Source organism: Janthinobacterium goodfellowi (assembly GCF_051380695.1).
Lineage (GTDB): Bacteria > Pseudomonadota > Gammaproteobacteria > Burkholderiales > Burkholderiaceae_D > Janthinobacterium.
In genome coordinates this window covers 1-14,270 of the sequence record NZ_JBNYXN010000009.1, presented here as the reverse complement: position 1 = coordinate 14,270, position 14,270 = coordinate 1, and the positions used below count along the sequence as shown (strand labels likewise).

9 protein-coding genes are annotated in these 14,270 nt (G+C 64.6%); 5 read left to right on the top strand and 4 right to left on the bottom strand.

What is annotated here, in order from left to right:
* From ACQ4WQ_RS26235 to ACQ4WQ_RS26220, 4 genes are read right to left on the bottom strand one after another with little or no spacing between them, the layout of a single operon-like run.
* A complete protein-coding gene (locus tag ACQ4WQ_RS26235; protein WP_230506419.1) occupies window positions 1-960 on the bottom strand; it encodes an MlaD family protein in 960 nt (319 codons plus the stop codon).
* Window positions 960-1,865 (bottom strand): ABC transporter ATP-binding protein, encoded by a 906-nt coding sequence (locus tag ACQ4WQ_RS26230; RefSeq protein ID WP_326456732.1) that lies wholly within the window; start codon window positions 1,863-1,865, stop codon window positions 960-962. The genes ACQ4WQ_RS26235 and ACQ4WQ_RS26230 overlap by 1 nt, the downstream gene beginning before the upstream one ends.
* Window positions 1,865-2,998: an MlaE family ABC transporter permease gene (locus ACQ4WQ_RS26225; RefSeq protein WP_326456731.1), complete on the bottom strand. Its 1,134-nt coding sequence runs from the start codon at window positions 2,996-2,998 to the stop codon at window positions 1,865-1,867. Before ACQ4WQ_RS26225 ends, ACQ4WQ_RS26230 begins: the two co-directional genes overlap by 1 nt.
* A gap of 57 nt (window positions 2,999-3,055) precedes the next feature.
* Window positions 3,056-4,576 carry a B12-binding domain-containing radical SAM protein gene (locus ACQ4WQ_RS26220; RefSeq protein ID WP_230506417.1) on the bottom strand — a complete coding sequence of 507 codons (1,521 nt, stop codon included), beginning with the start codon at window positions 4,574-4,576 and terminating at the stop codon, window positions 3,056-3,058.
* 135 nt (window positions 4,577-4,711) lie between these two features.
* On the opposite strand from ACQ4WQ_RS26220, the gene ACQ4WQ_RS26215 reads away from it, so the two are divergent.
* Genes ACQ4WQ_RS26215 through ACQ4WQ_RS26195 form a run of 5 tightly spaced genes read left to right on the top strand, consistent with a single transcriptional unit; the run spans window position 4,712 to window position 13,965 of the window.
* On the top strand, window positions 4,712-6,319 hold the full coding sequence (locus ACQ4WQ_RS26215) for a DUF2138 family protein (protein ID WP_436501089.1): 1,608 nt from the start codon (window positions 4,712-4,714) through the stop codon (window positions 6,317-6,319).
* Window positions 6,316-6,978 (top strand): DUF1175 family protein, encoded by a 663-nt coding sequence (locus ACQ4WQ_RS26210; protein ID WP_436501087.1) that lies wholly within the window; start codon window positions 6,316-6,318, stop codon window positions 6,976-6,978. The genes ACQ4WQ_RS26215 and ACQ4WQ_RS26210 overlap by 4 nt, the downstream gene beginning before the upstream one ends.
* Entirely contained in the window at window positions 6,975-11,525 is a 4,551-nt protein-coding gene (locus ACQ4WQ_RS26205) for an alpha-2-macroglobulin family protein (protein WP_436501085.1), read from the top strand. Before ACQ4WQ_RS26210 ends, ACQ4WQ_RS26205 begins: the two co-directional genes overlap by 4 nt.
* Window positions 11,525-13,207, top strand: coding sequence for a DUF2300 domain-containing protein (locus tag ACQ4WQ_RS26200; protein WP_436501083.1), 1,683 nt, complete (start codon window positions 11,525-11,527; stop codon window positions 13,205-13,207). Before ACQ4WQ_RS26205 ends, ACQ4WQ_RS26200 begins: the two co-directional genes overlap by 1 nt.
* A gap of 29 nt (window positions 13,208-13,236) precedes the next feature.
* Entirely contained in the window at window positions 13,237-13,965 is a 729-nt protein-coding gene (locus tag ACQ4WQ_RS26195) for a YfaP family protein (RefSeq protein WP_436501081.1), read from the top strand.
* Window positions 13,966-14,270: the final 305 nt, after the last annotated feature.

The window sequence follows — 14,270 nt, the reverse complement described above, 5'->3', positions numbered from 1 at the left end:
TTATTTGCCGGGCGCCGAAAAACCGGGCTCGCCCGGGCCGGGCGGGATGTCTGGGGCGCCGAACAAGATGCTCTGCGGCTGTTCATTGAGCGTGCTCATGGTAGTTTTCAGGGCGCGCATCGAGGAGCGCGCCTCGCCGCTCAGCTCGATTACCTGCGGCAAGACTTCCAGCGATACGCCATTCGCCACCGTTTCCACCGAATTGCCGACCCGATCGACCGTGCCATTGACCTTGTCGAGCACGCCGCCGGGCGCCTGGATGTCGTTACCGAGCTTTTTCCAGGTGGCCGTCAGGTCCGACACGTTCTTGCTGGCCGTGCTGACGGCCGTCAAGGTTTGCCGCGTCTGTTCCGTCAGTTGCGGCAATTGCGTCAGGGTCGGTTCCAGCTGCTGCGGGATGGCGCCAAAGGCCTTGGCCGCTTTGCCCACTTCAGTGAAGGCGCCCAGCATGGCCGCCTGGTTGTCGGGGCTGAGCAAATTATTCACTTTATTGGTGATCTGCTCGGCCTGGTCGAGGATGCGCTTGCCCCGTTTTTCCAGCTGGTCGAGCAAGCCCGCGCGCAGGGGGATCAGCGACGGCTTGTCCTTGCTGGTGCCCAGCAGTTTCGAACCCACGTGCTCGTCGTCGAGCTGGATGTAGGCGATGCCCGTCACGCCCTGGTAGCCCAGGGTGGCAAAGGTGGTGTTGGTGACGGGGGTGTCGGGCGCCACGCTGATGTGCACGAGGATTTGCCCCGCCTTTTGCGTGTCGAAATCGATGGCGTCGACCTTGCCCACTTCCAGGCCCCGGTAGCGCACGGTCGCCTGCGGGTTCAGGCCCGGCACGGACAGGGTGGTAGCGAGCAAATACGGGACTCTTTCCACGCGGTCGCGGTTGAACCAGACGCCGAACAGGATGGCGGCCACCAGCAAGGTCAGTGTAAAAAATCCCGTCATCAGGGCATGTGATCTGTTTTCCATTACTTCTCCGCTTTCTTGTCTGTGCCGGCGTCAGCGCCTGGCTGTGCCGCATTGCTTGCTGCCGCCTGTTTTTCATCGAGGACGGCCAGCGCGCGCTTGCCGCGGTCGCCGAGGAAAAATTGCTTGATGAACGGGTGGTCCACTTCGATCACCTCGCGCGTGGGGCCGATGGCGATCACGTGTTTTTCCGCCAGCACGGCGATGCGCGTGGACAGGGCAAACAAAGTGTCGAGGTCATGCGTGACCATCACCACCGTCAAGCCCAGCTCGCGGTGCAGCGACTGGATCAAGGAGACAAAACTTTCCGACAAGTCCGGGTCCAGGCCCGCCGTCGGTTCGTCGAGGAACAGCAGCTTCGGTTCCAGCGCCAGGGCACGCGCCAGGGCCACGCGCTTGATCATGCCGCCAGACAAGTCCGACGGCATTTTCAGTGCATGTTCCGGGCCCAGGCCCACCATGTTCATCTTTAATAATACCGCGTCATGCACCAGCGCCTCGGGCAGCACGCGCAATTCGCGCATGGGCTGGGCCACGTTGTCGAACACGGTCAGGGCCGAATACAGCGCGCCTTGCTGGAATAGCATGCCCCAGTGGTTGCGCAACTGCTGGAGCTGGTCGGAACTTGCCTTGTTGATATCTTCGCCAAAGACTTTGACGCAGCCGCGCGCCGGATGCTCGAGGCCCAGCATCTGGCGCAGCAGCACCGTCTTGCCCGTGCCGGAACCGCCCACGATGGAAAGGATTTCGCCCCGCTCGATTTCCAGGTTCAAGTCCTGGTGCACGACCGTGCGGCCGAACTTGGTCCACAGATTGGTGATTTCCACCACGGGCGCGTCGCCATGCAGGTTGAACTGGCCGTCCTGGCCCTCGTTCGCCTTGCAGGCGATATCGGTGTCGTTCGCCATCAGTAGCCCACTCCATTGAAGACGATGGCAAACACGGCGTCGGCCAGGATCACGACGGTAATGGCCGTGACGACGGCGGTGGTGGTGCCGCGCCCCAGGCTTTCCGTATTGGCCTTGATGCGCAGGCCGAAGTGGCAGGAGACGAGGGCGATCAGCATGCCGAAAATCACGCCCTTGCCCAGGCCGATCATGTAGTTGGCCAGCGGCACGGCATCGGGCAGCTTCTGGATGAAGTAGCGCGCCGACAGGTTCAGTTCCACCTTGGCCGCCACCATGCCGCCGATCAGCGCGGCCGTATCCGTCCAGATGACGAGCAGGGGCATGGAAATGGCCAGGGCCAGTACTTTCGGCATGATCAGGCGGAAACCGTGCGAAATGCCCATCACCAGCATGGCGTCGAGCTCTTCCGTGACGCGCATGACGCCCAGCTGGGCCGTGATGGACGAGCCGGAGCGGCCGGCCACGAGAATGGCCGCCAGGAGCGGCCCCAGTTCGCGGATGACGCTCATGCCCAGCAGGTTGACCAGGTAGATGTCGCCGCCAAAGGCGCGTAGTTGCTGCGCGGAAAGATAGGACAGCACGACGCCGATCAAAAAGCCGACCAGGGCCGTGATGCCCAGCGCCTGAAAGCCCGCATGGAAGATATTGGCGGAAATTTCACGCCACGGCCCGCGCATGGGATGGCGCGCGAAGCGGCCGATATCCTGCGTCACCTGGCCGACCAGGGCAATAAAGCCCTTCAAATGTTCGAAAAACAGCAAAATGGCCATGCCCAGCTTCATCACGGGCGTGAGGCGGTTGGCGCGCGAGGGCGGCGTTTGCAGCGGCCCCGTCTCTTCGATGCGCCGGAAAAACTCTTCCTGCGCCGGCGCCAGGGTCAGCTGCGCGGGGCGCTGCTTGCCCCAGGCATTCCAGAACAGCTGGGCACCGATATGGTCCATGCTGTCGATGGCCGACAGGTCCCACTGCGCCTTGGCATCGCCCTGCAGGGGCTTGAGCTGGGCCTCGATGGCCTTGATGGCATTGTCATGCGCCAGCGCGTGCACCTGCCAGGTGCCGCTGGCAGTGACAAGGGCTCCCTGTTGGGAGCTGGTCTGGGAGAGGGTCAGTTTCGGCGATTGTACAGTCGGCATCGTGCCAGTTTAAGGGAGAATGGCGCAGACCGCCACCGCTGTTCAATCGCCGGCCCCTCAGGACGCCAGGTGGCGCGCCTGCCGCTGCGGCAGGGCGACGTCCGGACGCACCTTGGCGTTGCTAGTACTCACTTCGCTTGGCTTGGCATGTGCGGCCGCCTGTGCGCCGCCCGCATAGTCGCTGGCCACGAGGGCATTGGCCTCGGCCGCGCTCATGCCGCGCGTCTGCAGCCATTGCGCCACCAGCTTGGCCAGGCGCTCCATGGCGATGCGGTGGGTGGCGTCCGTGTGGGCATACAGCCAGTTTGAAAAATCCATGAAGTTTTCAAACGGCGACTCGCCGAGCATCCATTGCACGGTATTGGCGAAGCGGCCCGAGTTCGCCACCAGGTCCCAGTAACGGGCGAAGCGCACGAGGCGTTGCATGCTCATGAAATCGAGCTGTTTATTGGCCAGGATGGTGTAGGGCGGGTGCGGGTCGAACACCATGCCATAGTTTTCCGTATGCCGGATGATGGGCGTGCCGCGCAGCCGCTTCAATATGCCGAACTGGATTTCATGCGGTTTCAGGGCCACCAGCTTGTTGAAGCCGGCCGCGAAGCTCGCTTCATCCTCGCCTGGCAAGCCGGCGATCAGGTCCACGTGCAAGTGGGCGTTCGATTCCTCGCACAGCCAGCGGATGTTGTCGGCCGCCTTTTGATTGTCCTGTTTGCGGCTGACCAGCGATTGTACGTCCGGATTGAAACTCTGGATGCCGATCTCGAACTGCAGCGCGCCGGGCGGGAACTTGCTGATGCCTTCTTTCAAGGCGTCGGGCAGGTGGTCGGGCACCAGCTCGAAGTGGGCGTAGATGGGATCGTCCGGATTCGCCTCGATCTTATCTAAGAAGAACTGCATGATCTTCAAACTGGTCTTGATGTTCAGGTTGAAGGTGCGGTCGACGAACTTGAACAGGCGCGCGCCGCGCGCATGCAGGGACTCCATCTCGGCCAGGAAGTTCTCCAGCGCGAAGGGCCAGGCCGTCTTGTCCAGCGCCGACAGGCAGAATTCGCACTTGAACGGACAGCCGCGCGACGCTTCCACGTAAATCGTGCGGTGGCGGATATCGTCGTCCGTATACAAGGAGTAAGGCAGCTGCAGTTCGGCCAGCGGCGCCTGCACGCCCGCATGGATCTTCATCAGCGGCTTCGGGCCGTGGAGGATCTCGCCGCACAGCTTGGGGAAGGTGACGTCGCCCCAGCCCGTGATCAGGTAATCGGCCAGTTTGACGATTTCCTGCTCGCCCGCCTCATGCGACACTTCCGGCCCGCCCAGCACGATGATGACTTCGGGCGCCACGCGCTTGAGCATGGCCACCAGTTTCGTCGTTTCCTCGACGTTCCAGATGTAGACGCCAAAACCGATGATGCGGGGCTTGTTGATGAGGATGCGCTCGACCAGTTCCGTCGTCTTGGTGCCGATGACGAATTCCTGCAGCCGCGTCTGCGCCTGCAGCGGGCCCATATTGGCCAGCAGATAGCGCAATCCCAGCGAGGCGTGGGTATAGCGGGCGTTCAGGGTGGAGAGCAGGATGGTCATGGGAGGCGATGGAAACGGCGAATCCGCTATTTTACGCTGTCGCGTCAGCTGTGCGCTGCGGCCGCCAATGCCATGTTACCATTTGTCAACAATTACTAACTTGTCAATGCTGCGGCAGGCTAAAAGGGATACAAGGTGCTGGCGAAAAAAGTACTCACGAAAAAAGTCCTGGTCGGGGCACTGGCCGGCGTGGCGCTGGTGGCGGCCGCGCTGGTCGGTTACCGGGTCTTCGGCTGGGGCATGCTGGGGCCGGTCAACGGCCTGAAGCTGGATTTATCGCGGCCCGACGCGCTGGTCCGCACGAAAAGCCTGTCGGCCTTGCCGCGCGACCTGCTGACAGTGCCGCTGGCGCGCGATGTGCTGCGCGAGGATTTCCTGTTCTATTACGAGCAGAGCGAAGACCGGCTGGGCCTCAAGGGCAGCTTGCGCCGCATCGCCTATGAACATGAATTGGGCTGGGGCGACCAGCTGCTGCGCATGGTGCTGGACCAGCCGGCGGAAGTGGCCCTGTGGCGCGACGCCGACGGCTCGCTCAAGCATTTCGCCATCGCCGTCTCGCGCAGCCAGTTGACGCGCCTGCTCGAGGAAGCGGGCAAGATCGCCTTGAAGGATACGCAGATGCGCGTGGCTGGCAGCTTGCGCGTCGATGGCGGCCAGGTGCCCGTGTATGCGCTCAATTATGCCTACCAGCGCACCTTGCTGTTTGCCGCGCACGGCCAGCGCCTGGTCATCCTGTCCCATCCCGGCATGCTGTATGGCGGCAGCGACGGCAAGGATGGCGATGGCACGGCCGAGAAAACCGTGGCCAGCCTGCTGGCGCCGGAGCCGGCGAAACAAAACGTCTTTCATGCGCAATTCCATCTCGATCCAGCCGCGCCCGAGGGCCACAGCATCGCCGTCAAGGCCGACTTCCTGTCGTTCGGCTATCAGCCCTTCTTTGGCGCGCTCGAAGCGCTGCGCTTCGATTTTCAACAGGGCGCCTGGCAATCGAAGGTGCTGCTCAATGCCGATAAACTGAAAAACGGTGCTTATGACAGCAGCGCTTTGTGGCCCGTGCTGCCGCACAGCCCGAGCGCCTGCTTCAGCGTGCCGGTGGACTGGGCCGCGCTGCGGCCCGTGCTCAAGCGCCTGGGCAGCAAGACATCGGAGCCGGTGGTGCCGCTGGCCGGGCACTTGCAAGGCCCCGCCGCCGCCTGCTGGTACGGCAATTCGCGCCTGCATACGCCCGTGTTCGTGGCCACGCGCAGCGCGCAGGCGGGCGACGACGCTGTATATGGCAGCCTGTTCGCGGCGGCCATCGGCGGCAAGGACCCCGTGCGCAAGACCACCGGCAAGGATGGCGCCATTCGCTGGGAGCGCAGCGTCGCCACGGCCCTCGGGCAGTCCACGCCAGCGCTGGCCGTGGCCGGCAATACGGTTGTCTTCTCGGCCGACGGCAAGCTGGTCGATCAGGTGCTGGCCGTGCGCCGCAAGCAGGCACCGGCTGCCAACGACCTGCTGCCCGATGGCGCACACACGATCGGCCGGATCGCGCCGGCCTCGCTGGCCCGCCTGATCCAGCTGGAAGCCTTCGATACCCTGCCGGCGAATAACGAACCGGTCTTGCGCGCAGCCGCCAACGAACACCTGGTGCCGCGCCTGGACGCCTTGAAAAAATATCCGCCGCTGCGCATGGTGCTCAAGCGGCAGCCAGCCAGCGGCACGTCATGGGAAACGCTGGAATGGCAGGAGACGGCCCGATGACGGTGTCGCATGGACGGCGCGCTGCGCTGGCGATGTGCGTCGCCGCTGTCGCCGCACCCGCCTGGGCCCTGCGCGCGGCCGCCGGGGGGCAAGTGCAGCTGTCGCAAGCCCAGAGCCGCGCCTTCCAGGCCTGGATGCTGCGCATCGTCAACGCGCAGATCGAACGGGGGCCGTCGCCGCGCTGGATGCACCGCGATTGCGCCGGCCTGGTGCGCTTCGCCGTCAACGAAGCGCTCACCGTGCATGACGCGAAATGGCTGCATGCGAACGGCATCGCCAGCGACCGGCGCTTGCCGCCCGAGCTGGAACTGGACGCGAACCAGGTTGCCTTGCGCAACCGCTGGGTGCAGACGGATGGCAAGGTCGGCCACTTCGTCACGGCGCTGGCGCTGGTGCAGCACAACAGCCGCTTCGTCGCCCGCGAGATCAGCCAGGCGCTGCCCGGCGACCTGCTGTTTTTCGACCAGGGTGACGAACAGCACCTGATGGTCTGGATGGGCGCGCGCATCGCCTATCACACCGGCACCGTCACCCCCGACGACAATGGTCTGCGGACCGTCGATATCAAAGAACTCACGAGCTGGAAGGACACGCGGTGGCAACCTGTGGTCAACAATCCGAATTTCGCCGGCGTGTTCCGGCTGGCATTTTTATCATGAAGCCGATTTTTGTCATGAAGCTGTTCTTTGCCAGCCTGCTGGCCTTGGTCTTCATTGGCGGCGCCTCCGCGCAGCAGCGCGAACCGAGCAACTACAGCACCTTCAAGGGCGAGCCCTTCTTTCTGCTGTCCGACGCCAGCTACGGCAGCAGCGACGAGGCGCGCGTGCGGCTCGAAGTCCCCGGGCGCGACATGGGGCGCATGAACCTGGAAGCGTATTCGGGCGCCGACATCGTCGTCTACCGCGTGCCCGAGCCGATGGAATTCCTGAAAAAGCAGCGCAATCTGCACCGCATCCAGGTCGAGGGCAATTACCAGGGCGAGGGCCTGGCCAACACCTTGAGCTTTCTGTGGGATAGCTGGTGGAAGCAGTCGCGCCTGGCCTGGCGCAAGCTGTTTTCCGGCGAGGCGCGCCTCGCGGTCACGAAAGAACAGCCGCAGCTGGCGACGAAGGACGCGATCCGCAAGCCGACCGTATTTGCCAACCATCCGCAGTACAAGCCGATCAAGGGCATGGAGCTGGTCGACAGCTTCCGCTATCCGATATGGCAAGCCAAGGCCATCGCCCCGCCGAAAGGCGTCAAGCTCGATGGATCGAGCAGCGACTTCATCGTCGCCGGCGCCGGCAACGTGATGATCCCGCTGGGCAAGCGCAAGCCGGGCCTGTACCTGGTCGAAGCGATCATCGGCGAGCACCGCGCCACCACCCTGGTGTTCGTGTCGGACACGGTGGCCGTCACCAAGGTCTCGTCCGGCCAGATGCTGGTATGGACGGCGCGGCGCGACAACAGCGCCGCCGTGGCCGGCGTCAGCGTGGCGTGGACGGACGGCACCGGCGTGCTGCAGTCGGCTGTCACCGACGCAGACGGTGTCGCCTCGCTCGAGCGCGGCAGTCCTGAACATACGTATGTGCTGGGCCAGGACGGCGCCGGCGGCGTGTTCGTGTCCGAGAATTTTTACTATGACAGCGAAATCTATAACACCAAGATTTATGCCGTGACCGACCGGCCCCTGTACCGGCCAGGCGATGAGGTCAACGTCAAGTTTTTGGGCCGCGAATTCACCTCCGCGCGTGCCTCGCAGGCAGCAAGCGCTGCACCGGTCAGCCTGACCGTGCTCAATCCGAACGGCACGCCGCTCTTGACGCAAACGCTGCAATTGTCCGGCGACACGGGCGCCGACACGCGCTTCCGCCTGCCGACGGAAGCGACCGCCGGCGGCTATGAGCTGCGCTTCAATTACAAGGATGGCGTGTATGGCGCGGCCTTCCGCGTGGCCGAATACGTCAAGCCGCACTTTGAAATCAACGTCCAGCCATCGAAACCGGAATTCAAGACGGGCGAGGCGGTCAAGGGCAGCATCGCGCTGCGCTACCCCGATGGCAAACCCGTGAAAAACGCGAAGATGACCTTGTCCTTGCGCGGCCAGCAAAACACCATGGTCGAGGGGGAGCTGCGTTACAGCGGCCTGTTCCCCGTGGCCTTGAAGACCGAGGAAGTGACGAGCGACGGCAGCGGCAATGTGGACTTCACCTTGCCGCCCGCCGCCGATCCGTCGCGCTACATCTTGACCGTGCTGGCGACCGATGGCGCGGCCTACCGCGTCAAGGCGACGCGCGAGCTGATGATAGAACGCTCGAACAGCAGCTATCAATTGAAGGCGACGCGCCAGTTTTCCGATCCGGGACAAAACGTGCATTTCGACTTGCTGGCCGATGGCCAGGGTGCGGCGAAACCCGTGCGCTGGGAGATGGTGCAGCTGGAAAAACAGAGCAAGACCGAGGGCGCCTTCGATGCAAACGCCAAGGGCTGGGACGTGACATTCCCGGCCTCCGGCTCGTATCAGCTGGCGCTGCGCGACGAACGGGGCAACCTGCTGGCCGCCGCCAGCCACTGGGTCGCCGGCGATGGCGTGCAGACGACGCCGGGCAGCATCGAGATCGTGCTGGACCGCGTCCGCTACCGTCCGGGCGACACCGCCGAAGCCTTGATCACCTTCTCCGACAAGGTCGACCAGGCGCTGCTGACGCTCGAGCGCGACAAGGTCGAACACCATGGCTTGATGGCCGGCGCCGCTGATTGGTACCAGGCGAAGCGCGTGGCGCCGCGCCAGTGGAGAGTGCGCATTCCGGTAAAAGAGGAGCATGGCCCGAACATGACGTTCTCGGTGGCGTACACGCGCAATGGCGACTTCGTCTTCGAGAACGCCGGGCTGCAAGTGATCGAGCCGCGCATCGCACTGCAGTTCAAGAGCGACAAGGAGGTTTACCAGCCCGGCGAAAAGGTCACGCTGGACGTCAAGGCCACGCTGGACGGCAAGCCCTTGAGCACGATGGTGGCGCTGGGTGTGGTCGATGAAATGATCTATGTGCTGCAGCCGGAAATCGCGCCCGACATCGGCGATTTCTTCTACCATCCGCGCCGCAACAACGTGCGCACCACGGCCAGCCTGTCCTTCATCAGCTACGACATGGCGCAGGGCCGCACGGCCGGCGCGCCCGCGCGCCACAACTACAACGAGCGCGGCGTCAAGGTGCTCGAGCGTCCGCGCCGCGACAATATCGATACGGCCTACTGGGCGCCATCGCTGAAGACCGACGCCAACGGCAATGCGCGCGTGAGCTTCACCATGCCCGACGCGCTGACCCGCTGGCGCATCACGGGCCGCGCGATGGATGAGCAGGGGCGCGTGGGCCAGCGCACCGCCTATCTGCGCTCCGATAAAAACTTCTATGCCAAATGGACGGCGCCCGACTGGATGCGTGCCGGCGATGCGCCGCGCGCTACGGTGGCCGTGTTCAACCAGACGGGCAAGGAGCAGGCGCTCGACGTGGTGCTCTCCAGCGGCGCAGGCGGCACGCAAGCGAAGACGGAAAAACTGTCCGCCAAGCCGGGCGTCAACTACGTCGAATTTCCACTCGCTGCTGGCGCTAGCGGGCCGCTGCGCCTGGAGCTGAAACAGAACGGCAAGCTGGTCGACGCGTTAGAGGCGGCCATGCAAACCCTGCCCGCCGCCTGGAGCAGCCAGCGCTCGCTGGTGCTGCCGCTCGATGGCGTCACCGGTGATATGCCGCTCAAGCTGCCGGCCGACGCGCGCAATCTCCGCGTCTCGTTCGCGCAGGGTGCGGCCAGCCATTTCGCACGCATTGCCGACGACTTGATCGACTATCCGTATGGCTGCGTGGAGCAGACGGCCAGCCGCTTGATTCCGCTGGCGCTGGCCACGCAAAGTCTGGGGCCGGACGCGGGCGCCCTGCAAGCGCTGCTGACGGCGCAGCGCCTGCGTCTGGTGTCCATGGCGGGTCCGAACGCCGTCTTCGGCTGGTGGGGCAATGCCACGGCCGGCAATGCCCTGATGACGGCGTATGCCTATTACGCGGACTGGTACGCGTCGCGCGCGTTGCGCATCGAGCTGCCGCCCGAGCACTGGAACAAGCTGCTGGCCGTCTACAGCGAACATGGCTTGAAGGACGCGATGGGCGACCGCGCGCTGGTGCTGTGGATGGCGCGCGAGATGGGCTTGCCCACGCAGACGCTGGCCGCGGGCCTGGTGGACAACAGCGCCATCGCCACCTTGGGCGGCAAGCCGCGCCAGGCGGGCGACAGCGGCAGCCTGCTGCTGGGCGGGGCATCTGACCGCGAAGCGCAAGCGATGAGCCTTGGCCTGGTGGCGCTGGTCGCCAGCCAGAATGGCATCGCTTTGCCGCATGGGCTGCAGCTGCAGGTGGCCAGCGCCTGGCAAGTCTTGCGCGAATCGAAAGCGCCCGTGGCGCAGGCCTTGCTGATGCTGGCCGGTGAAGTACCGCCATCGCAGGCCGACGCGGTGCTGGCCGGCGTGCGCGCCGAGATGCCGACCATGGACCGCGCGATGACGTTGATGTGGGTGCAAAAGAAGCTGGGCGGCGTATCGTTCGGCAAGGGGCCGGCCGTCGCGCCGGACGGCGCATGGCAAAAACGCGATAGCCGCAGCGGCCAGCCGCTGTGGCGCTGGCTTGACGCCAAGGGCGTGCCTGACAAACTGCGTCTCGCCGCCCCGGCGCCTGCGGGCACGGTGGCCGTGGTGCAGTACGACAGCTACGCAGCCGAAGCGCAAACCTTGCCGGTCGCCGTCGAACGTCGCATCCTGCGCATGAAGGCGGGCAAGGGCGGCTACACGACGGAGCTGGTCAAGCCGGGCGAGGCGCTCAGCACGGACGCGCTGTACCTCGATGAAATCACCTTGAAAGCGGCGCCGGGCGCGAAACACCGCTTTGGCTTGCTGGAAGTGGCGCTGCCGCCGGGCGCCATGGTGGAATCGACGACCTGGGGCATGGTCATGGCGGGCGACAAGCCGGCCGCGCTGGAACGCGCGCGCCACACGGAGCGCCGCGACGGTTATGCCGTGCCGGTCGAGCCGTTGGAAGGCGCCGTGACCGTGCGCCATTTGCTGCGCTTTGCGCAAAAGGGCAGTTACGTGCTGCCGCCGGCGCGCTTTTATCGCATGTACCAGCCGGAGCAGAAAGCCTTCGAGGACAGCGGCAAGAGCACGCGCGCGCTGAAGGTCGAGTGATGCGCTTTGTACGTCCAGCATTGATGGCGGCCCTGCTGCTGGCCATGCCTGCCTGGTCGGCGTCATTGGACGTGGCCTGGTGGCGCGACGGCAAGATGGAGGTGCGCCAGCTGCGTCAGGGCGGCGCGGCGCCGCTACCGTTTGACGGCGCGCGGCAAGTGCCGCTGGCCAGCCTGTGGAAGCTGTTCGTCTATGTATACGCCAGAGATAACAAGGTGGCGATGCCCGACTACCGCTGCGGCGGCCGCGATCCGGAAGAAGTATATTGCTGCGATGCGGGCCAGAGCATCGGCCACGACGCGGCGCTGGCGCAGTCCTGCGGCCCTTTCTTCTTGCCCCAGCGCCTGATGATCGCGGCCGCGCCGTGGCGCACATACTGGACCGCCCGTTTAGGTAGCGCCCCGGCAGGCGACTTTGCCTGGCTGGCTGACCCCGCGCAGCTGGCGCCGGGGCGGCTGGTACGGCTGGACAGCCTGCTGCGCGCATTGGACAGCATACCGGCTGCCAGCCGGATGGATGCCGAAGCGGCGCTGTTGCGCGTGGTGCTCGATGGTCGCGGGGCAGGTACGGCGCGATGGTTCGGCAGCCAGCTGCGCGTGAAGACGTATTCCTGGCACGAGCAGCGCCGGGCAGACGAACGGATTGGCGGCGCGGCCGGCTGGCTGGCCGATGGCACGCCGATCTGGTTTGGCGGCGCAGGCGGCAGCAGCAATGTCTTTGAACAGTGGGCGCCCAGGCTGGCCGCCAGTCTGCCGCCAGTGGGGGCGGCCGATGATGGCGGTTGCGTGGTCGTCGATTACTTCAAGCGCTATCCGATCCGTGCCGTGCGCGGCGAGCGCGGTTTGGCCGCGCCCGGCCCGCTCAATGGCCGCTACCATGTGCAATTTGAAAATGGCCAGAACCTGGCCTTGCGCAGCAGCGGCGAGTTGATGCTGCTGCAAGAGCAGGGCGGCCGCCCGCAATTGCGCGGCCGCTTCGGCGTCAATGAATATGTGGCGCGCGTGCTCGACCGCGAAGCGAGTGCGAATGAGCCGGAAGCGGCCAAGGCGCTGGCGATTGCCGCGCGCACGTATCTGCAGCAGAGCGCGGTGACCGTGGCGGGCTGCCAGCAGATCGCCGACAGCAGCGCGACCCAGCGCGTCAGCCCCAGCCCCGCTACGCCGGCGGCGCTGGCGATTGCGCGCTGGACCGACCAGCTGATCGTCGATGGCGTCACCGTGCGCTATCACAGCAACCAGTCGTCCGAGGGCACGATGGCGTGGAGCGAGGCGATACGCCAGGCGAAACAGGGCAAGCACTATGATGAATTGCTGGCGCAGGCTTATCCCGGCGGCGCGCTGAGCACCGTTGGCAATACCGGCGCGCGTTGCCGTCGCCTGGCGCAGAACGAGGATTGGCTGGCGCGGTCCGTGCCGCGCTGGCAGCGCGTGCTGCTGCGCGAGGCCGGCTACGAGGCGCCGCCGCAAGCGCCGCTGGTCTGCGCGCTATCCAGCGGCGCGCCGTATTCGGAGCAGTCGCGCAACCGCATCTTCATGCGCCCGCTGGCCACGCGCGAAGACCGCATCACCTTGGCCCATGAATATTTGCACCTTGGCCTGCGCCATCATCCGCGCGGCCAGGACGAAGAATATGTCGAGCGGCTGGCCCGCCGGCTCGTCGACCTTAACCTGGAGGCTCTGTGAGTTTTTATATCCGTTGCGCGATTGCGCTCATGTTATTGCCACTCTGGGCGCAGGCCCAGGTCACCATCGATGCACCGAAGAGCGGCTGGCGCAATTCGGCCGGCGCGCGCGAGGACTATACGCAAGCGGTCAATTATCCCGCCGCGTCGGTCAACCTGCAGCCGGGTCAGGCCGAGACGGCGCAGATACGGGGGCGTATCGCGGGTGCTATCAAGGGCAAGCCCGCGACCCTGGTGGTCAATGGCGTGGCGATGCCGATGGAAGTGGGTGAGGATGGCAGCTACGGCCGCCCCTATGGCTTCGGCAGCGGCTCGAACAGCGTGGAAGTGCGCTCGCCCGATGGCAGGAGCCGCGCGCGCACCCAGTTTGTCGACAGCTACCAGGGCAAGACGCAAGCGCGCTTGCGTATCGTGCTGTCGTGGGACAGCGCCGGCACCGATCTTGATCTGCATGTGGTCACGCCGGACGGCGGCCACGCCTGGTACGGCAATCGCGTCTTGAAAGATGGCGGCGCGCTGGACGTGGACGTGACCACCGGCTATGGCCCGGAAATCTTTTCCAGCGCGGCGCCCCTGAAGGGCAATTATCACGCCTATGTCAATTACTACGGCAGTGGCGAGAATACCGCCATGCTGACCGTCGCCCGCCTGTCGATCATCACCAATGAAGGTACGCCGCGGGAAAAGCTGCAGAGCTTCCAGGTGCCGATGCGGGCCGCCGGCGAGCTGACCTTGGTGAAATCGTTTGTCTTGCCATAAATGGCCCTTGCGGACGCGCTGTTGCTTGGCTATAATTCGCCCCCTCGCTGAACGACGCATGCAAATGCTGAGTACGGTGAGAAAAAAGAAGGAGTTGACGGATGTAGTGAAATGCTTCATACTCTTCCTTCTTCGCAGCTGGCAAACACAACGCTTTGTCGATAGCGCGAAAGCAGTAACCGAATACCGTTCTTTAACAATTAACAGTCGATAAGTGTGGGCATTTGATGCAAGTGCAGCGTCAATTTTCGGATTGGCGTCTAACTTAAAATATCAAATGTTCACGAATAAATAAATGAAATAGG

Coding starts and splice junctions, on each gene's coding strand:
- ACQ4WQ_RS26235 (WP_230506419.1), bottom strand. CDS start 960: ATGGAAAACAGATCACATGCCCTGATGACGGGATTTTTTACACTGACC.
- ACQ4WQ_RS26230 (WP_326456732.1), bottom strand. CDS start 1,865: ATGGCGAACGACACCGATATCGCCTGCAAGGCGAACGAGGGCCAGGAC.
- ACQ4WQ_RS26225 (WP_326456731.1), bottom strand. CDS start 2,998: ATGCCGACTGTACAATCGCCGAAACTGACCCTCTCCCAGACCAGCTCC.
- ACQ4WQ_RS26220 (WP_230506417.1), bottom strand. CDS start 4,576: ATGACCATCCTGCTCTCCACCCTGAACGCCCGCTATACCCACGCCTCG.
- ACQ4WQ_RS26210 (WP_436501087.1), top strand. CDS start 6,316: ATGACGGTGTCGCATGGACGGCGCGCTGCGCTGGCGATGTGCGTCGCC.
- ACQ4WQ_RS26205 (WP_436501085.1), top strand. CDS start 6,975: ATGAAGCCGATTTTTGTCATGAAGCTGTTCTTTGCCAGCCTGCTGGCC.
- ACQ4WQ_RS26200 (WP_436501083.1), top strand. CDS start 11,525: ATGCGCTTTGTACGTCCAGCATTGATGGCGGCCCTGCTGCTGGCCATG.
- ACQ4WQ_RS26195 (WP_436501081.1), top strand. CDS start 13,237: ATGTTATTGCCACTCTGGGCGCAGGCCCAGGTCACCATCGATGCACCG.